General features: G+C 45.2%; 18 protein-coding genes, 1 tRNA gene and 1 other RNA gene. 17 read left to right on the forward strand and 3 right to left on the reverse strand.

What is annotated here, in order from left to right; all coding sequences use genetic code 11:
• The first annotated feature begins 14 nt into the window (after positions 1–14).
• The 8 genes from fabG (at position 15) to PGW42_RS04520 (ending at position 7,860) form a co-directional block, all read left to right on the forward strand.
• Positions 15–770 carry a 3-oxoacyl-[acyl-carrier-protein] reductase gene (gene fabG / locus PGW42_RS04485; protein WP_117823463.1) on the forward strand — a complete coding sequence of 252 codons (756 nt, stop codon included), beginning with the start codon at positions 15–17 and terminating at the stop codon, positions 768–770.
• Between the two features lie 268 nt (positions 771–1,038).
• Entirely contained in the window at positions 1,039–2,277 is a 1,239-nt protein-coding gene (gene fabF, locus PGW42_RS04490; protein ID WP_270202900.1) for a beta-ketoacyl-ACP synthase II, read from the forward strand.
• A gap of 10 nt (positions 2,278–2,287) precedes the next feature.
• Positions 2,288–2,755: an acetyl-CoA carboxylase biotin carboxyl carrier protein gene (gene accB, locus PGW42_RS04495; RefSeq protein WP_270202899.1), complete on the forward strand. Its 468-nt coding sequence runs from the start codon at positions 2,288–2,290 to the stop codon at positions 2,753–2,755.
• A gap of 20 nt (positions 2,756–2,775) precedes the next feature.
• Positions 2,776–3,222: a 3-hydroxyacyl-ACP dehydratase FabZ gene (fabZ, locus tag PGW42_RS04500; RefSeq protein WP_270202898.1), complete on the forward strand. Its 447-nt coding sequence runs from the start codon at positions 2,776–2,778 to the stop codon at positions 3,220–3,222.
• Positions 3,215–4,570 carry an acetyl-CoA carboxylase biotin carboxylase subunit gene (locus PGW42_RS04505; protein ID WP_270202897.1) on the forward strand — a complete coding sequence of 452 codons (1,356 nt, stop codon included), beginning with the start codon at positions 3,215–3,217 and terminating at the stop codon, positions 4,568–4,570. Before fabZ ends, PGW42_RS04505 begins: the two co-directional genes overlap by 8 nt.
• 26 nt (positions 4,571–4,596) lie before the next feature.
• Positions 4,597–6,294, forward strand: coding sequence for an acetyl-CoA carboxylase carboxyltransferase subunit alpha (locus PGW42_RS04510; protein ID WP_270202896.1), 1,698 nt, complete (start codon positions 4,597–4,599; stop codon positions 6,292–6,294).
• Positions 6,295–6,309: 15 nt separating this feature from the next.
• Entirely contained in the window at positions 6,310–7,380 is a 1,071-nt protein-coding gene (locus PGW42_RS04515; protein ID WP_117557685.1) for an NAD(P)H-dependent flavin oxidoreductase, read from the forward strand.
• A gap of 39 nt (positions 7,381–7,419) precedes the next feature.
• Positions 7,420–7,860, forward strand: a complete 441-nt coding sequence (locus PGW42_RS04520; protein WP_117557686.1) for a MarR family winged helix-turn-helix transcriptional regulator — start codon at positions 7,420–7,422, stop codon at positions 7,858–7,860.
• Positions 7,861–7,924: 64 nt separating this feature from the next.
• Here the strand turns inward: PGW42_RS04520 and PGW42_RS04525 are convergent, their stop codons facing one another.
• Positions 7,925–8,644 carry an NAD-dependent protein deacylase gene (locus tag PGW42_RS04525; RefSeq protein ID WP_022220145.1) on the reverse strand — a complete coding sequence of 240 codons (720 nt, stop codon included), beginning with the start codon at positions 8,642–8,644 and terminating at the stop codon, positions 7,925–7,927.
• A 194-nt stretch (positions 8,645–8,838) separates the two neighbouring features.
• Between PGW42_RS04525 and PGW42_RS04530 the strand changes: the two genes are divergently transcribed.
• The 7 genes from PGW42_RS04530 to ssrA all read left to right on the forward strand — a co-directional run bounded on the left by PGW42_RS04530 (position 8,839) and on the right by ssrA (position 15,155).
• Positions 8,839–9,714 (forward strand): YitT family protein, encoded by an 876-nt coding sequence (locus PGW42_RS04530; protein ID WP_117557687.1) that lies wholly within the window; start codon positions 8,839–8,841, stop codon positions 9,712–9,714.
• On the forward strand, positions 9,707–10,897 hold the full coding sequence (locus PGW42_RS04535) for a hypothetical protein (protein ID WP_117834929.1): 1,191 nt from the start codon (positions 9,707–9,709) through the stop codon (positions 10,895–10,897). Before PGW42_RS04530 ends, PGW42_RS04535 begins: the two co-directional genes overlap by 8 nt.
• Positions 10,898–10,986: 89 nt before the next feature.
• Entirely contained in the window at positions 10,987–11,229 is a 243-nt protein-coding gene (gene secG, locus PGW42_RS04540; protein ID WP_008372776.1) for a preprotein translocase subunit SecG, read from the forward strand.
• A gap of 71 nt (positions 11,230–11,300) precedes the next feature.
• On the forward strand, positions 11,301–13,451 hold the full coding sequence (rnr, locus tag PGW42_RS04545) for a ribonuclease R (RefSeq protein ID WP_270202895.1): 2,151 nt from the start codon (positions 11,301–11,303) through the stop codon (positions 13,449–13,451).
• The gene (gene smpB / locus PGW42_RS04550) at positions 13,444–13,917 is read left to right on the forward strand and encodes an SsrA-binding protein SmpB (RefSeq protein WP_055156322.1); all 474 of its coding nucleotides are present in this window, start codon (positions 13,444–13,446) and stop codon (positions 13,915–13,917) included. The genes rnr and smpB overlap by 8 nt, the downstream gene beginning before the upstream one ends.
• Before the next feature lie 134 nt (positions 13,918–14,051).
• A complete protein-coding gene (locus PGW42_RS04555; RefSeq protein ID WP_270202894.1) occupies positions 14,052–14,654 on the forward strand; it encodes an ECF transporter S component in 603 nt (200 codons plus the stop codon).
• 155 nt (positions 14,655–14,809) lie between these two features.
• Positions 14,810–15,155, forward strand: a transfer-messenger RNA (tmRNA) gene (ssrA, locus tag PGW42_RS04560).
• Between the two features lie 105 nt (positions 15,156–15,260).
• Here the strand turns inward: ssrA and PGW42_RS04565 are convergent.
• Both PGW42_RS04565 and PGW42_RS04570 read right to left on the reverse strand, forming a co-directional pair.
• The gene (locus tag PGW42_RS04565; protein ID WP_055156326.1) at positions 15,261–15,539 is read right to left on the reverse strand and encodes a DUF3343 domain-containing protein; all 279 of its coding nucleotides are present in this window, start codon (positions 15,537–15,539) and stop codon (positions 15,261–15,263) included.
• A 1-nt stretch (position 15,540) separates the two neighbouring features.
• Complete coding sequence (locus tag PGW42_RS04570) at positions 15,541–16,815, reverse strand: double-cubane-cluster-containing anaerobic reductase (protein WP_117557690.1); 1,275 nt, start codon at positions 16,813–16,815, stop codon at positions 15,541–15,543.
• 313 nt (positions 16,816–17,128) lie between these two features.
• Between PGW42_RS04570 and PGW42_RS04575 the strand changes: the two genes are divergently transcribed.
• Together PGW42_RS04575 and PGW42_RS04580 are read left to right on the forward strand one after the other, a co-directional pair.
• On the forward strand, positions 17,129–17,671 hold the full coding sequence (locus PGW42_RS04575; RefSeq protein ID WP_173825388.1) for a GNAT family N-acetyltransferase: 543 nt from the start codon (positions 17,129–17,131) through the stop codon (positions 17,669–17,671).
• A gap of 143 nt (positions 17,672–17,814) precedes the next feature.
• A tRNA-Val gene (locus tag PGW42_RS04580) sits at positions 17,815–17,887 on the forward strand.
• The last annotated feature ends 22 nt before the right edge of the window (positions 17,888–17,909 follow it).

Genomic DNA, 17,909 nt, shown 5'->3' on the forward strand with positions numbered 1-17,909 from the left:
GAAAGGAAAAGCATATGACAGACAGAGCAAATTTGGAAGGACAGATCGCGGTGGTTACCGGCGCGTCCCGTGGAATTGGAAAGGCAATTGCGAAGGAGCTGGCTGCACAGGGAGCAACAGTTGTGATCAATTACAATGGTTCTGAAGCAAAAGCAGATGAAGTAAAACATGAAATTGTAGAAAAGGGTGGATGTGCCCAGTGTATGCAGTGCAATGTGGCAGATTACGAGGGATGTGAAGCATTTATAAAAGCAGTGATCGAGCAGTTTGGAAGAATCGATATTCTGGTAAATAATGCAGGGATCACAAAGGATGGTCTGCTGATGCGTATGAGTGAAGAAGATTTCTCCGATGTCATTGATGTCAATCTGAAAGGAACTTTCCATTGCATCCGTTTTGCATCCAGACAGATGATGAAGCAGAGAAGCGGAAAGATCATCAATCTTGCATCTGTAGTTGGAATCAGCGGAAATGCCGGTCAGGTAAACTATGCTGCATCTAAAGCAGGAATTATTGGAATGACCAAATCTGCGGCAAAAGAACTGGCATCCCGCGGAATCACGGTTAATGCGGTTGCACCGGGCTTCATTGAAACGGAGATGACAGAAGTTCTTTCCGATAAGCTCAAAGAAGAAATGAGAGGTCAGATCCCTCTTGCCAGAATGGGACACCCAGAAGATGTCGCGAAGGCAGTGGCGTTTCTGGCGTCTGAGCATGCGAGTTACATTACGGGGCAGGTTCTGCAGGTCGATGGGGGAATGGTGATGTAGAAATGGTTGCAGAGAAGGTTGAGGGACAAATTGTACAAAAGATGTCCTTCAAATTCAGACTCGCAAACCATTCCGATGAGCCTCCTAAAACAAGGATTGTGTCAGCAAAGGCTTCCACAATCCTTTGAGTCTCATCTCCATTGCTCGAAAAATGAATTTGAATGACATCTTTTGTACAGTTTGTCATTCAACTTAACCTAAAAATACTTATAAGATGATAAATTTTATCAAAAAGTGAAACAGTCAACAACACACCAAAGGAGGCAATATGAAGCGCAGAGTTGTTATTACGGGGCTTGGAGCGATTACCCCGATTGGTAATACAGTAGAAGAATTCTGGAACGGTATCAAAAATGGAACCGTAGGAATCGGTCCGATCACAAAATTTGATACAACCGAATATAAAGTGAAGATCGCAGCGGAAGTCAAGGACTTTGTTGCAAAGGAACGGATGGATTTCAAGGCATCGAAGAGAATGGAAACATTTTCCCAGTATGCGGTTGCAGCGGCGAAGGAAGCGTGTGCGGATGCGGGATTTGAAATTGAAAAAGAGGATCCGTACCGTTGTGGCGTGATCATCGGTTCGGGAATCGGAAGTTTGCAGCAGATTGAGAAGCAGTACACGACGATTCAGGAAAAGGGACCGGGAAGGGTGGCACCACTGATGGTTCCGATGATGATTTCCAATATGGCAGCCGGAAATGTATCGATCCAGCTTGGGCTTAAAGGAAAGTGCACAAATGTTGTTACAGCGTGTGCAACGGGAACCAATTGTATCGGGGATGCGCTTCGTGCCATTCAGTACGGAGATGCGGACGTAATGTTTGCAGGTGGTACGGAAAGCTGTATCTGTCCGACGGGGATTGCCGGATTTACCGCACTTACCGCACTTACTACCAGAGAAGATCCATTGCGTGCATCAATTCCATTTGATAAAGACAGAAGTGGGTTTGTTCTTGGAGAAGGAGCCGGTGTGGTGGTTCTGGAAGAGCTGGAGCATGCGAGAGCAAGAGGCGCAAAGATTTACGCAGAGCTTGCAGGTTACGGGGCAACCGGAGATGCTTACCATATCACTTCCCCTGCAGAAGACGGAAGCGGTGCGGCAAAGGCGATGGAGCTTGCGATGGAAGAGGGCGGTGTGACGCCGGAAGAAGTGCAGTACATTAACGCACACGGAACCAGTACGCACCATAATGATCTGTTTGAAACCTATGCGATCAAGAAAGCATTCGGTGATGCGGCAAAGGATGTGGTTGTGAATTCAACGAAATCCATGATCGGTCATCTTCTTGGTGCGGCAGGTGCGGTAGAGTGTATCGTTACTGTAAAATCTATTCAGGATGGATTTATCCATCAGACCGTTGGAACCAGGGAATGTGATGAAGAATGTGATCTGAACTATGCAGTTGGCGCACCGGTCGAAAAAGAGATCAAATGTGCGCTCACCAATTCCCTTGGATTTGGCGGGCACAATGCAACCCTTCTTTTGAAGAAGTATGAAGGATAGAGGTAGAAGGATGGAATTAGAAAATCTGGTAAAACTGATTCAGACCGTTTCAGATTCGGACCTGACAGGATTTCAGTATGAAGAAAACGGTGTGAAATTGAAAATACAGAAAGAAAAAGAACAGATGGTTGTCAGTACAGGGGCAGCACAGCTGACGACAGTACAAAACCTGCCAGGAGCGCAGAGTAATGCAGTATCGGCACTGAAGTCGGAGGATGGACCGGAAAAAGGAAAAGAAGCAGAAGGGCAGCTGATCAAATCCCCTCTGGTTGGAACCTTTTATGCAGCACCGTCGGAAGAGGCAGCACCATTTGTGGCAGTTGGCGATCATGTGTCAAAAGGACAGACGGTTGCCATCGTAGAGGCGATGAAGCTGATGAATGATATTGAGTGTGATTTTGACGGTGTGGTATCGGAAGTACTCGTGAAAAATGGAGAAACTGTGGAATACGGACAGCCATTATTCCGAATCGCATAGCTGGATGGAGGGCGAAAAGCATGAAACATTTGGGAATCAAGGAAATTCAGAAAATCATTCCGCACAGACATCCGTTTTTGCTGGTAGATTATATTGAAGATTACGAGCCGGGGGAATATGCAGTTGGCTATAAATGTGTGACTTACAGAGAGGACTTTTTTGCCGGACATTTTCCACAGGAGCCGGTGATGCCGGGAGTGCTGATCGTAGAAGCACTGGCGCAGGTCGGTGCAGTAGCGGTTCTGATGCAGGAAGGAAATAAAGGAAAGCTCGGTTATTTTGGTGGGATTAAGAACTGCAAGTTCCGCAGAAAAGTTGTTCCGGGTGACAAGTTAAAACTGGAAGCAAGAATTATTCGTCAGAAGGGACCACTGGTAATCGGAGAAGCTGTTGCATCAGTGGATGGAGAAGTTGCAGTAAAGGCAGAGTTGTCTCTGATGATCGGGAAGGCGGAAACAGATGATTAAGAAAGTATTGATCGCAAACCGTGGAGAGATCGCAGTTCGGATCATCCGTGCCTGCCGGGAAATGGGGATCGAGACGGTTGCAGTTTATTCAGAAGCAGATAAAGAAGCATTGCATACACAGCTTGCAGATGAAGCAATCTGTATTGGACCTGCACCATCTTCGGAAAGCTATCTGAATATGGAGCAGATCATCAGCGCGACCATCGTGTCGGGAGCAGATGCGATCCATCCGGGATTTGGTTTCCTTTCTGAAAATACGAAATTTGCAGAGCTTTGTGAGAAGTGCAACATCATTTTTATTGGACCGGATTCGAAAGTGATCAGCAGGCTTGGAAATAAATCCGAGGCGAGAAATACCATGGAAAATGCCGGGGTTCCGATCATTCCGGGAAGCCGGGAAGCGATTTATGATGCAGCAAAAGGAAAAGAAGTTGCAAGAGAGATCGGCTATCCGGTGATCGTAAAGGCGGCTCTCGGCGGAGGCGGAAAAGGAATGCGTGTGGCGGAAAATGAAGCCGGATTTGACATGGCATTCCGTACTGCACAGAAAGAGACCAAGGCAGCTTTTGGGGATGACACTATGTACATCGAGCATTTTGTGCAGCATCCGAAGCATATCGAATTTCAGATCATGGCGGATAAGTATGGAAATGTGGTGCATTTAGGAGAACGGGACTGTTCGGTGCAGAGAAATCATCAGAAGATGATCGAAGAATCTCCATGTGCCGTGATTTCGGATGAGCTTCGCCGGAGAATGGGCGAAGCAGCGGTAAAAGCGGCAAAGGCAGCACATTACGAAAATGCAGGAACCATTGAATTTCTGTTGGAAAAGAGCGGGAATTTTTATTTTATGGAAATGAATACCAGAATCCAGGTGGAGCATCCGGTCACAGAATGGGTGACGGGGATCGACCTGATCAAGGAACAGATCCGGATCGCAGACGGTCAGCAGCTTTCTTTTACGCAGGAGGATGTAAAGCTGACCGGTCATGCCATCGAGTGCAGGATCAATGCGGAAAATCCGGAAAAGAATTTCCGCCCGTGTCCGGGAACGATCACCGATATGTACCTTCCGGGAGGAAAGGGGGTGCGGATTGATTCAGCAATTTACAGTGGATACACTGTACCGCCATATTATGACAATATGCTGGCAAAGCTGATCGTATTTGCAAAAAACCGTACCGAGGCGATCCGGAAGATGCAGAGTGCACTTGGTGAGGTAATTATAGAAGGTATTGATACTAATGTGGATTATCAATATGATATTTTGCATGATCCAAAGTATCAGGCAGGAGATTTTGATATTGAATTTATTGCCGAAAGAGAAGCAAAAAATCGGCAAGATTAGCTCTACAAAAGCGGAGGTAAAGCAATTTGAAACTGTCAAATATGTTCAAGAAAACAAGCAGAAGAGGGTATATATATCTTGGCGAAGGAAAGCCTGCCCATATGGCACCGGAGGTTCCGGAAGGACTTCTGAAAAAATGTAACGTTTGCAAATCTGCCATTCTGACAGAAGATGTGAAGAATGGATATTATATTTGTCCAAAATGTCAGAATTATTTCCGTGTGCATGCGATGCACCGGATTGAAATGGTAGCAGATGCGGGCACCTTTGAAGAGTGGGACAAGGGACTGACTTCAGGAAATCCGCTGCATTATAAAGGCTATGAAGAAAAGGTAGAAGCACTGCAGGAAAAGACCGGGCTTGATGAGGCGGTTGTAACCGGAAAAGCAAGGATCGCGGGAAATGAAGTAGTTCTTGCAGTCTGTGACGGGCGGTTTATGATGGCGAGCATGGGAAAGGTGGTCGGCGAAAAGATTACCCGTGCAGTAGAAAAGGCAACCAGTGAGAGGATTCCGATTATTATATTTGCCTGTTCAGGAGGCGCCAGAATGCAAGAGGGGATCCACTCTCTGATGCAGATGGCAAAGACTTCAGCGGCACTGAAAAGACACCATGATGCAGGCTGTTTATATGTAAGTGTGCTGACCGATCCGACAACCGGCGGGGTAACGGCAAGTTTTGCCATGCTTGGAGATATCATTCTTGCCGAGCCGGGGGCGCTGATCGGTTTTGCGGGTCCGCGTGTGATTGAACAGACCATAGGGCAGAAGCTTCCGAAAGGATTTCAGAGGGCAGAATTCCTTCAGGAGCACGGATTTGTGGATCGGATTGTGGAGCGTCCGCGTCTCAGGGAGACACTGGCGGAAATTGTAGCAATGCATAAGCAGAGGACATACGATTTGCCGGAAGTAGAAGAAAAGGAAACACAGGCGGTACAGAAGAATCTGACACCATGGGAACGGGTGCAGTTATCCAGAGACAAGGCTCGTCCGGTCGGTGCGGAGTACATTGAAGAATTGTTTACAGATTTTATGGAATTTCATGGAGACCGTTATTACCAGGATGATAAGGCGATCATTGGCGGGATTGCAAGATTTCACGGAATGCCGGTGACGGTGATCGCGCAGGCAAAGGGTCGCACGACAAAAGAAAATATCGAGCGTAACTTTGGGATGCCGTCACCGGACGGATACCGCAAAGCCCTTCGTCTGATGAAACAGGCAGAGAAATTTAACCGTCCGGTCATCTGTTTTGTAGATACGCCGGGAGCGTTCTGCGGGCTGGAAGCAGAAGAGAGAGGACAGGGTGAGGCAATCGCAAGAAATTTATTTGAAATGTCAAATCTTCAGGTTCCGATCCTGTCTGTTGTGATCGGAGAAGGTGGAAGCGGGGGGGCTCTTGCGATGGCAACTTCAGATGAAGTGTGGCTTCTTGAAAATTCGATTTACTCCATTCTTTCGCCGGAAGGATTTGCAAGTATCCTGTGGAAGGACAGCAGCCGCGCAAAAGAGGCGGCAGGTGTGATGAAGCTGACAGCAGATCATCTCCTGAAAGCAGGTATCGTGGAACGGGTGATTCCGGAGCCGGAAGACTTCAATCTGGAAACATTTACAGAAGTGACAGATCCGATGGATGATTATATCAGTATTTTTTTAAAAAAATATGGAGCAATGACAAAGGAAGAACTTACCGAAAAGCGGTATGACAGATTCCGCAGGATGTAGTAGAGGAGAAGAAAAATGAAAGGATTACCGGAACTTGTGATTGGTGATTTGAAAGTAAAAAGACCGGTCATTCAAGGGGGAATGGGAGTCGGTGTGAGCCTTGGGCAGCTTGCCGGAGCGGTTGCAAAAGAAGGTGGAGTCGGGATCATCTCAACCGCACAGATCGGATTTCGTGAACCGGATTTTGAAACGAATACAAGGGCGGCAAATATCCGCGCAATTGGATCTGAATTCCAAAGAGCAAGAGAGACGGCTCCGGATGGTGTGATCGGATTTAATATCATGGTTGCGCTGAAGGATTATGATGAACATGTGAAAGCAGCAGTGGATGCCGGAGCAGATCTGATCGTATCCGGGGCAGGGCTTCCGATCGAGCTGCCGGGACTTGTGGAGAGTAGCAGTACCAAGATCGCTCCGATCGTATCGACCGAAAAATCGGCTAAAGTTATTTTAAAATACTGGGATAAAAAATTTTCCAGGACCGCAGACCTGGTTGTGATCGAGGGACCCAAAGCCGGAGGACATCTGGGGTTCGACCGGGAGCAGCTGGAAACTTACACACAGGAAAGTTATGATAATGAAATCGAGAGGATCATGGCAGTGGTCAGAAAGTACGCCCAAAAATATCAGGTGCATATCCCGGTGGCAGTAGCCGGAGGAATTTCGGATAAAGATGCGGCAGAGCATGCCTTTTCATTAGGAGCAGATGCGGTCCAGGTGGCAACAAGATTTGTCACGACCTGGGAGTGCGATGCAGATCTCAGTTATAAGCAGAGTTATCTGAATGCGAAGAAAGAGGATGTCATTCTGGTGAAAAGTCCGGTTGGAATGCCGGGAAGGGCAATTAAGAATCCATTTATCAGTCATGTAATGGCAGGAGAGAGGGTGAAGCCTAAGAGATGTCTTGGGTGTCTGAAAAACTGTAACCCGGCGGAAGTGCCATACTGTATCACGGAAGCACTAATCAAAGCGGCAAAAGGTGAGATTGGGGAGGCACTTCTGTTCTGCGGAGCGGATGTGTGGAAAGCAGAAAAAATAGAAACTGTGAAAGAAGTGATTGATTCTTTGTTAGGTGACTGTGTATAATTGAACTAGAAAAAGACACAGCAAGGAGAAGAAGGGGAATTGGACGCATACGAAAGCATCAATAAGATATTGGTACATCTTTTTAATGATATATGGGGACTGGAAGAAAAAGCAGTGATCACAGAAGAGTTTAAGGATCTGACGAACAATGATATGCATATCATTGAGGCGGTCGGTCTGGGTGACGGGAATAATATGTCTACGATCGCAAAGAAGCTTGGGATTACCGTAGGATCTCTGACGACTTCGATGAACAGTCTGGTCAATAAAAAGTATGCGGTCCGCCACCGGAGTGAGGAAGACCGCCGGATCGTCAATATCAAGCTGACGGAAAAAGGGGAGAAGGCATATCATCATCATGCGAATTTTCATAAGAAGATGGTAGAAGCTGTTGTTGAGACGCTGGATGAAGAAGAGATCCCGGTTCTGACAAAGGCACTGGACAATCTGTATCAGTTTTTTAAGACGTATAACGGTTAAAATGAAAAATTCTCTGTCACTCTTTCATTAGAAAGGGCAGGCAGAGGATTTTTGGATTCTCCGGCTATACATGGATCCGGTCTAATACTTCTCCGATCGGCTCATGGATCGTCAGAGTTGCGCCTACATCACGGGCAGTTGCATCCTTGTTGATGAGTACCAGATATTTGCCGTGGAAATAATCGATAAATCCGGCAGCAGGGTAGACTACAAGAGAAGTACCGCCGATGATCAGCATATCTGCTTCTGAGATGGCGCGGATACTTTTCTGGATAATCTGATTATCCAGTCCTTCTTCGTAGAGAACTACATCCGGGCGGATAGTTCCGCCGCAGTCGCAGGTTGGGATTCCTTTCGATTCTTTTACAAAACGTGCACTGTACTGCTTTTTGCAACGCATGCAGTAATTGCGGTGGATACTTCCATGAAGCTCCAGTACATTTTTGCTTCCGGCAGCCTGGTGGAGTCCGTCGATATTCTGTGTGATAACGGCGGTCAGCTTTCCGGCGGCTTCCAGCTCGGCAAGCTTCAGATGTGCTTTATTTGGTTTCGCATCAAGGAACATCATTTTCTCTTTATAAAAATCATAAAATTCTTCCGTATGCTGCATGAAAAAGCTGTGGCTTACAATCTGCTCCGGTGAGTAGCGGTACTTTTGTTTGTAGAGTCCGTCTGCACTCCTGAAGTCCGGAATATTACTCTCGGTAGAGACGCCGGCACCGCCGAAAAAGACGATTCGGTTGCTCTCGTTAATCATGTCCTGTAACTGTCTGATCTTGTCCATAACTTGCTAACCTCTTTTCCTGGAAAATCAAAACCTGTCTTTTTAATCACAGTATACCAAATGAAACGAAAAAAGAGAATAAAATAAAAAAATTCCTTGTCCACAAAACATGCACCGAGTATACTATAAAGTATTGGGTTGCGGAAAATTGGGGAAATCTGCAGACAAAATACATATGTCAAGGAGAGCGTAATATGAAAATGTCAAACATGAAGAATCTGTGCCTGATTTTATTTGGGAATACAGTATATGCACTTGCAATTGTAATGTTTATCCTGCCGAATGATATCATTACTGGAGGGACCACGGGGCTTGGAATTGCCGTAAACCATTATTTCGGATTACAGATTCATACATTTGTACTGATCTTCAACACACTGATGTTTCTTCTGGGGGCGGCAGTGCTTGGTATGAAATTTGCACTTACTACACTGGTCAGTACGTTTTATTATCCGATCATTCTGGGAATACTGGAGAATGTTCCGGTATTACAGAACGTCACAGACGATAAGATGCTTTCGACGATCTGTGGAGGTCTGATGATCGGGCTTGGAATCGGAGTTGTTATAAGATGCGGAGCATCAACAGGAGGTATGGATATCCCACCGCTGGTATTGAATAAGAAATTCGGGCTTCCGGTATCTGTTATGCTTTATGTATTTGATTTTGCGATTCTGATCTTCCAGATGGTATTTACCAATAAAGAAGAGGTCATCTATGGTATCCTTCTGGTACTGATTTACACGGTGATGCTGGATAAAGTGCTTCTGATGGGATCGACCAGAACACAGGTCAAGATCATTTCCGGAGAGTATGAGAAGCTGAACCATCTGATCCAGGAGAAGCTTGACCGAGGAACTACACTGGTCTACACGCAGACCGGTTATTTGAGAAAGGATCAGCCGATGATCCTTACCGTTGTATCTAACCGTGAACTGATGCGGCTGAACCAGATCGTGCAGGAGATAGATCCGCACGCATTTATGATCATTGGCAATGTAAATGAGGTCAGGGGACGGGGATTTTCAACACAGAAAGTATATAAAAACGAAGTGGGCATGAATGAATAAACAAGAGCTTGAGAATGAGGAAGTAAGACAGGAAGAGAAAAAAGCAAAGAAGAAAAAGGTCCGGAAAAAGAAGACCATGCTTGGACATATCCGCAGTATCATCAGTATTCTACTGGTTGTGGGAATCATCGGAGGAAGCTACTGGTATTACGCATTCCAGTACAGAACCGAGGTGGAGCCGGAAACTAACCAGAAGGTGACGAATACGGATTCCGTTTACACGATGGAGCAGTATCTGAAAACGCTGAAGCGTAACCAGACTGTTTATAAGTACGCCTGCGATGAAGCTGAAGTAGACAATGACTACGGGACTTATGTTGTGCCTGGTCTGAAGTCAACAAGAACGCTGCAAGTAAAAGGGGACGGAGAAGCAGAAGTTTGCACATCCATGACACCACAGGGACTTGCAATTACAGAGGATTATATTCTGGTCAGTGCTTATTGTAAGACAAAGGCACATGATTCGGTGATCTATGTGATCGACAAAGAAAGCAGACGGTTTGTGAAAGAGATTGTGCTGAACACCAAAGCACATGTGGGCGGAATGGCATACGATACGATGAACCAGATCCTGTGGGTGACAGGACAGGGTTCCACCTGGGCGCAGGCAAATGCGATCACACTGTCCCATCTGGAGAACTATTCCTTTGAGGATGGGTATCATCCGATTGAATTCGATATGTCTTACAATCTTTACAAGATCAAGCGGGCATCATTTATGACGTATCATGACGGTGCATTGTTTGTCGGATTCTTTACACAGGATAATGCCAGTGTCATTGAAAAATATCTGATCAATGCAGACGGTACCTTGTATGAAAAAGAAGATATGAACCTGAAACGGACGGTCGGCGTGACGGATCCGGTTGCCTATGCGGTCAGTATGCAGGTAATTTCCGGTAAGGTGCAGGGAATGGCATTTTACAACAATAAGATCTTGCTTACCAGATCCTGGGGGATCCTGCCATCGGAGGTACAGATCTTCAACTATTCCAGATATGGAATCTTGTCAACTTCCGAAGCTTATAAGACGATCAAGTTTCCGGAGAGGCTGGAACAGATCTATCAGGACGGTGGCAGCATTTATGCACTTTTCGAGTCGGGGGCTTATGCCTACCGGATGTCATCCATTAACCGAATTGACCGTGTTGTGAAGCTGAAAGGAAGCAAACTGGTAAAATAAAGACTGAAATCCATGAAATCTGCTTGAATCGGAAGTAGATTTATGGTAAAATACATGAGTGGTTTAACCATCAGGAGGTGTGATTAGTAATGGAAATTTTAAAAACAGTACTTTTAATTTTATTTGCAATAGATTGTATCGCATTGACAGTAATCGTATTGATGCAGGAAGGTAAGTCAGCAGGTCTTGGAACAATCGCAGGTATGGCAGATTCTTATTGGGGACAGAACAAAGGACGTTCTATGGAAGGCGCACTTGTTAAGTCTACCAAGTTTTTAGCAATTCTGTTTATCGTACTTGCAGCAGTCCTGAACCTGAAAGTTTTTGCATAACGAATGATTGAAAGAAGATGAGGAACACTCTATAGTATCTATAGGGTGTTCCTTTTTTGACAGGAGAAGAGATGGACGAATTATTTGAAAAAAGAAAGAAAATTATTTATGAATTTATCTGTGATGAATTTTATGTGCCGATGAAGCTGAAAGAGCTGTCGATGCTGCTTCAGGTTCCGAAAGATCAGAAAGAGGAACTCAAAGCTGTCATGGACAGCCTGGAAAAGGAAGGCAGGGTACATGTCACACAGAAAGGAAAATACATCAAAGGTGAGGCAAAGCAGCTGCGGGGAATGTTCCAGGCAAATGCGAGAGGCTTCGGCTTTGTTACTGTGGAAGGTGAGAGTGAAGATATCTTTATCTCTGAAGATGATATGAACGGTGCCATGCAGGGAGATGAGGTAGAGGTTGTCATCACCAAAGCACCGGAAGGAAAGCGCAGAGAAGGAAAGATCACGAAGATCGTACAGAGGGGAATCCAGCGGATCGTCGGCTATTATCAGAGCCGGAAGAATTTCGGATTCGTTGTGCCGGATAATGAGCGTTTCCTGCAGGATATCTTCGTACCGGCAGAGCGTTCTAAAGGAGCTGTGACCGGGCATAAGGTTGTGGTCGAGCTGACCTCTTATGGGGAGAATGGAAAGAAGCCAGAAGGAAAGATCGTAGAGATCCTGGGACATGTGACCGATCCGGGAGTTGATATTTTGTCGATTGTCAAAGGATATGATCTGCCAACCGAATTTCCGGAGAAGGTATTGAATCAGGCAGAGCGTGTGGCAAAAGCAGTGACGACCGCTGATATGGCAGGACGGAAAGACGTGCGGAGCTGGCAGACCGTGACGATCGACGGCGAGGATGCGAAGGATCTGGATGATGCGATCACTCTGACAAAAGAGGGAGACCGTTATATTCTGGGCGTGCATATCGCTGATGTGACAAATTATGTACAGGAGAACAGCGCCCTTGACCGGGAAGCACTGAAAAGAGGTACCAGTGTTTATCTGGCAGACCGTGTGATCCCGATGCTGCCAAGAGTTCTGTCTAATGGAATGTGTTCATTAAACGCAGGCGAGGACCGGCTGGCACTGAGCTGTATCATGACCATTGATGCGAAGGGAAATGTAATCGATCACCAGATTGCAGAAACTGTGGTAAATGTGGATGAACGCATGAGCTATACCAGTGTGAAAAAGATTCTTGAGGATCGGGATGAGGCAGAATGCGAACGGTATCATGATCTGATCCCGATGTTTGAACTGATGAAAGAACTGTCACACATTTTGAGGGAAAGACGCCACAGAAGAGGGGCAATCGACTTTGATTTTCCGGAGGCAAAGATTATTTTAAATGAAAGCGGTGAGCCGGTGGATATTAAGGCTTACGACCGCAACGTGGCAACGAAGATCATCGAGGATTTTATGCTTGTGGCAAATGAGACGGTTGCAGAGGATTATTTCTGGCAGGAGATTCCATTCTTATACCGTGTGCATGAAACACCGGATGATGATAAGATGAAGAAACTTGTAACATTTTTGCAGAATTTCGGATATACCATGCATATGCAGGGAGGACAGGAGATCCGTCCAAAGGAAGTCCAGAAGCTTCTGGATAAGATCGAGGGGACTCCGGAAGAAGCCATGATCTCAAGGCTTGCACTCCGCTCGATGAAGCAGGCAAGATATTCGCCGGATAATGACGGACATTTCGGACTTGCGACCCAGTATTATACGCATTTTACTTCACCGATCCGGCGCTATCCGGATCTGCAGATCCACCGGATCATCAAAGATAATCTTCGAGGCAGGATGAACGATGCAAAGAGGAATCATTATGAAAAAATCCTGCCGGAGGTGGCGATGGAGACAAGCTCCTTAGAGCGCCGTGCGGATGAGGCAGAGAGAGAGACGCTGAAGCTGAAGAAGGTACAGTATATGCGGAATTTCTTCGGACAGGAATTTGAAGGAGTTATTTCGGGTATCACAAAGTGGGGAATCTATGTAGAGCTTCCGAATACCGTAGAAGGGCTGGTACATGTTACCAATATGACGGACGATCATTATGATTACGACGAAGAACATTATCAGATGATCGGTTCCCATCTCAGAAAGACCTATAAGCTGGGGCAGAAGGTGCGTGTGAAGATGATCGATTGTGATGAGATATCAAGAACCATTGATTTTAGACTTGTAAAGGAAAGAAAAGAGGAGAGAGAAGATGGCTAAGGCAAAAGCGCAGGGCAAGATGATTGCGAACAATAAAAAGGCGTATCATGACTATTTTATCCTGGATACTTATGAGGCGGGAATTGCACTTGCAGGTACGGAAGTAAAATCCCTCCGCATGGGAAAATGCAGCATCAAAGAATCCTTTATCCGTATTGAGGATGGGGAAGTGTTCATCTATGGAATGCATATCAGCCCATACGAAAAGGGAAATATTTTCAATAAAGATCCTCTGCGTGTGAGAAAGCTCCTTCTTCACAAATCGGAGATCAACAAACTGATCGGCAAGACCAAGGAAAAAGGAATGGCGATCGTGCCACTGAAGGTGTATTTCAGCAAGAGTCTTGTCAAGGTAGAGATCGGACTGGCAAAAGGTAAAAAACTATATGATAAGCGTGATGATATCGCGAAAAAAGACCAGAAGCGTGAGGCAGAAAGAGAATTCAAGATCCGCAATTTCGGATAAAACAAAACTGTCCCCTTGAAAAAAGTGAAAATTGTATATTTTTACAGAGACAGTGACGCGGTACAATGTTCAATAACCTGATGAATCAATGTACTATAGTGTTTCACAAGGAATAAGAAAGGATGGGACAGACTATGAAAACAAATTCAACCGTTATGAAAATTGCACAGACAGCGCTGTTTGCTGCACTTTGCTACGTAATCTTTACGTATCTGCAGATTAAAATACCGATGCCGGGAGGAGATGCAACATCAATCCACCTTGGAAATGCGTTCTGTGTGCTTGCCGCACTTCTTTTGGGCGGCTGGTACGGCGGACTTGCAGGAGCGATCGGAATGGGAATCGCGGATGTGATGGATCCGATCTATATTACCGGAGCACCGAAGACATTTATCCTGAAGCTCTGCATCGGACTGATCACAGGACTTGTAGCGCATAAGATCGCAAAGATCAATGAAAGTACCGATAAGAAATACATTTTCAAATGGAGCCTGCTGGCATCTGTAGCCGGACTTGCATTTAATGTCATTGCAGATCCGATCGTCGGATACTTTTACAAACAGTACATTCTGGGACAGCCGCAGCAGATGGCAGAGGTTTTTGCAAAATGGAGCGCAGCTGCTACCTTTGTAAATGCAGTCCTTTCTACAATCGTTGTAGTGATCATCTACAATGCACTGCGACCGGCACTTGCAAAGAGCGGAATGCTGGAAGTGGGGAAGACAAAAGAAGCGTAAAATGACAGATTGAGTAAATTATATGCGGAGATGCCTTGACATGAGCCTGGATGTCCGCATATAATATATAGAGCAAATGGGAGGGCAGAAGGTTGACTTCTGAACGGATCTTGTTTGCAGAAGCGTATTTTTGATGATACGGCTTCCAAGAACCAGGGCTTGTACTGGTTTCGACGGGGGCACGGAAGTCAAGGAAGCCATCCGTAGCGGGACACTACGTTAAAAGTTCCAACTAAATATAAACGCAGACGAAAATTTAGCGTACGCTGCCTAGTTGCAGCAGTCGGCCTTGAGTCTCTCATCGCTTAAGTAACCGGCTTCGACCAGATGAGGCACTTCGTTTCCAAAGCTTTGAGGGAATGGAAGAATTTATGAAGCTACTAAAGTAAGCAGCCTGTTGTTCGGCGGCTTATGGAGGGAATGTCAAAAGAATGACTGTGATGGGAGATGCCTTTATGGAAGAGCTTTCGGACAGGGGTTCGATTCCCCTCAGGTCCATACCTGTAAGACCGCTGAAAATGAGATGATTCAGCGGTTTTTGAATATGATGAGTCAAAATGAGGAGAGAGCTTTTCGCTCTCTCCTCATTTATCATACACTCTGCATTTAACAATATCGGTCTCTCTTTTTCTGCAACTGATTTTCCAATGGAACGATGTTTACATATTCCGCATGATTCTCTTCGATGCATGTCCTGACTGCATCAATGTCATCCGGATGGATCAGAAGCGCCATCCCGCAGGCTGCTTTGCCGTCAGTGTCACGTGGGGCAGGTGCAATCCGGTTAGGAAGACCTTGCTTATCCAGAAGCTCATGGAGCATCATGCCCTGTGTGTGATTGTCAAAGAGAATATAATAGCGGATATGTTTATTTTTTTCTTCCATTTTACTGATTCAGCATCTCCACAAATGCTCCGATTCTTGTACGAAGCTGTTCAGCATCTTTATCGGTGTAATCTGTTTCCAGAGAGAGTACCGGAATATTTTTCGCCTTCAGTGCTTCTGAAACTGCAAGCTTTTCTGTGTCATACAGGCAGCAGAACATCAGACTGCAGTCGATGACGCCATCTACCTGATATTCGTCTACCATACGGAGAATATCGTCGATACGTCCGGTATTTGGTGTGAAGCATGCACAGTTTGTCTTCATGTAACGTTTGGACAGATTCATGAACTGTTCATCCAGCGTTTCACCGGATTCGTCTACAAGATTTTCAAAATATCTTGTTCCTGTACACATCTCTTCGCAGACAACAGCAGCGCCGCTTGTCTCGATGATGTTATGTAATTTCCAGTTCGGAACTGCAAGAGGTGTTCCTGTGATCAGGATACGTTTTGTACCCTCCGGTACAACGGATACGCCATCTTTGATTCGCTGTTCCAGTTCGTCAGCCAGACGGTTACACATCTGGGCGCAACGTACCGGATCATCGAAGAAGGAAATCTGGGTCATGAGCAGAGCATCTCGTCCGGAAATTGGCAGACATTTTGATTTTCTGCAGTCATAAACTCTCTGAAGAGCTTTACGCTTCTCATTGCAGATACTGATCGCTTCTGCAAGCTTTTCCGGTGTAATTTCGTTTCCGGTGAATTCTTCTACAATCTTTGCAAAATCTGTAATTTCTTCTTTCCATTTGATAATATCTTTCTCACGCTTCATCTGTGGAACGTCCATAATATGCATTGGAACGTCTTTCCCGAGAATCTCGTAAGCTTTCTTCTTGCCATCGCAGGTAGTTTCCCCGACATACATATCTGCGATACGGAAGAACGGACAGGTACGTCCAAGTCTTGCTCCTACAGAAGCTTTTACAAGCGGACAGACATTTTTCGGAAGGACTTTTTCGCCGTCCGGAACCCAGAACTGTGATCCACCGCAAAGTCCTGTTACGATACCATTTGCAGCGATAATTACTTCATCCGGTACATATACGCAGAAGGTTCCGAATACCTTGCGTCCTTTTTTCTGCTCTTCAATGAGTTCGGCCGGGCGGATACCGTGCACCTCAGCGATGACCATATCCCAGAAGTCCATTGCCTTCGGGCGGTTTTCCTGTGTCATAAATACATCCCCAACTGCTGTCGGAAGAACCTGACAGAGATTGTCATGATTTTTGACATCCATCCCAAGGTCTTCCCACATTTTTTCATAATCAGCCATTTTCATTTCCTCCTTTTATACAATGACGATTTGTTAGTATCCATATATTTTGTCGCTATCTATATAAAATATTGTACAAAATGACGAATGAGTTAGTCAATGCATATGGTGAAATGTGTAAAATAACTATAAATAGGACGATATATAGAAAAAATGAATTATTGAAATACGTTTTACGTATAACCATGCAAATGTGGAATGTTGAAACTATAAAATCCTTATGATATACTGAGAAAACAGATTAACGTATAGAATAGAATTTGAAGAAAACAAATTTACTGAAAATTTATAATAAAGACTGAGGTGGAAGAGTATGCTGGAGACCGAAAGATTAATACTGAGAAAATGGACAGAGGAAGATGCGGAAAGTCTGTTTGAATACGCAAAAGATCCGGAGATCGGACCTGCTGCAGGATGGCCGCCGCATAAGAGTGTGGAGGAAAGCAGAGCTGTCATCAAAAATGTATTTGATGGAGCAGAGTGCTACGCAATCTGTGAAAAGGAAAAGAATATTGCGATAGGTGCTGTGGAACTGAAACTGAATGGATACACGAATAAAACAAAGCGTGACGATGAGTGCGAGCTTGGATATTGGCTTGGACAGCCATTCTGGGGAAGAGGCTATATGCCGGAAGCTTCCAGAGAGTTATTGAGACATGGATTTGAAGATCTTGGCATGACAACAATCTGGTGCGCTTATTATGATGGCAATCTGAAATCAAAAAGAGTGCAGGAAAAGCTGGGATTTGTTTATCATCATACCTGTAATGAAGTTCCTGTGCCGCTTTTACATGAGGTGCGAGTCGAGCATACGAATGTTATGACAAAAGAGCATTGGGAAGAAATCTACAGGTAATGGTCTGGAAAGCAGGAAGTAAGGGGGAGATATGCTGACGGAAAAAGAGAAAATCTGTAAAAAAATCTGTAAAAAAAACTAAAAAAAGTATTGACATTTGTAGAAAATAATAGTAAACTAAACAAGTCGCATAAATGTGATGAGGGATCATAGCTCAGCTGGGAGAGCATCTGCCTTACAAGCAGAGGGTCATAGGTTCGAGCCCTATTGGTCCCATTACAACATAAGTTGTAAATTT

It is taken from the genome of Coprococcus sp. TM115-187 (assembly GCF_027679115.1).
Taxonomy (GTDB): Bacteria; Bacillota; Clostridia; order Lachnospirales; family Lachnospiraceae; genus Allocoprococcus; species Allocoprococcus comes.

What these genes read in the sequence shown, in the direction of transcription:
- fabG (WP_117823463.1), top strand. Translation starts at nt 15, where the DNA reads ATGACAGACAGAGCAAATTTGGAAGGACAGATCGCGGTGGTTACCGGC.
- fabF (WP_270202900.1), top strand. Translation starts at nt 1,039, where the DNA reads ATGAAGCGCAGAGTTGTTATTACGGGGCTTGGAGCGATTACCCCGATT.
- accB (WP_270202899.1), top strand. Translation starts at nt 2,288, where the DNA reads ATGGAATTAGAAAATCTGGTAAAACTGATTCAGACCGTTTCAGATTCG.
- fabZ (WP_270202898.1), top strand. Translation starts at nt 2,776, where the DNA reads ATGAAACATTTGGGAATCAAGGAAATTCAGAAAATCATTCCGCACAGA.
- PGW42_RS04505 (WP_270202897.1), top strand. Translation starts at nt 3,215, where the DNA reads ATGATTAAGAAAGTATTGATCGCAAACCGTGGAGAGATCGCAGTTCGG.
- PGW42_RS04515 (WP_117557685.1), top strand. Translation starts at nt 6,310, where the DNA reads ATGAAAGGATTACCGGAACTTGTGATTGGTGATTTGAAAGTAAAAAGA.
- PGW42_RS04525 (WP_022220145.1), bottom strand. Translation starts at nt 8,644, where the DNA reads ATGGACAAGATCAGACAGTTACAGGACATGATTAACGAGAGCAACCGA.
- PGW42_RS04530 (WP_117557687.1), top strand. Translation starts at nt 8,839, where the DNA reads ATGAAAATGTCAAACATGAAGAATCTGTGCCTGATTTTATTTGGGAAT.
- PGW42_RS04535 (WP_117834929.1), top strand. Translation starts at nt 9,707, where the DNA reads ATGAATAAACAAGAGCTTGAGAATGAGGAAGTAAGACAGGAAGAGAAA.
- secG (WP_008372776.1), top strand. Translation starts at nt 10,987, where the DNA reads ATGGAAATTTTAAAAACAGTACTTTTAATTTTATTTGCAATAGATTGT.
- rnr (WP_270202895.1), top strand. Translation starts at nt 11,301, where the DNA reads ATGGACGAATTATTTGAAAAAAGAAAGAAAATTATTTATGAATTTATC.
- smpB (WP_055156322.1), top strand. Translation starts at nt 13,444, where the DNA reads ATGGCTAAGGCAAAAGCGCAGGGCAAGATGATTGCGAACAATAAAAAG.
- PGW42_RS04555 (WP_270202894.1), top strand. Translation starts at nt 14,052, where the DNA reads ATGAAAACAAATTCAACCGTTATGAAAATTGCACAGACAGCGCTGTTT.
- PGW42_RS04565 (WP_055156326.1), bottom strand. Translation starts at nt 15,539, where the DNA reads ATGGAAGAAAAAAATAAACATATCCGCTATTATATTCTCTTTGACAAT.
- PGW42_RS04570 (WP_117557690.1), bottom strand. Translation starts at nt 16,815, where the DNA reads ATGGCTGATTATGAAAAAATGTGGGAAGACCTTGGGATGGATGTCAAA.
- PGW42_RS04575 (WP_173825388.1), top strand. Translation starts at nt 17,129, where the DNA reads ATGCTGGAGACCGAAAGATTAATACTGAGAAAATGGACAGAGGAAGAT.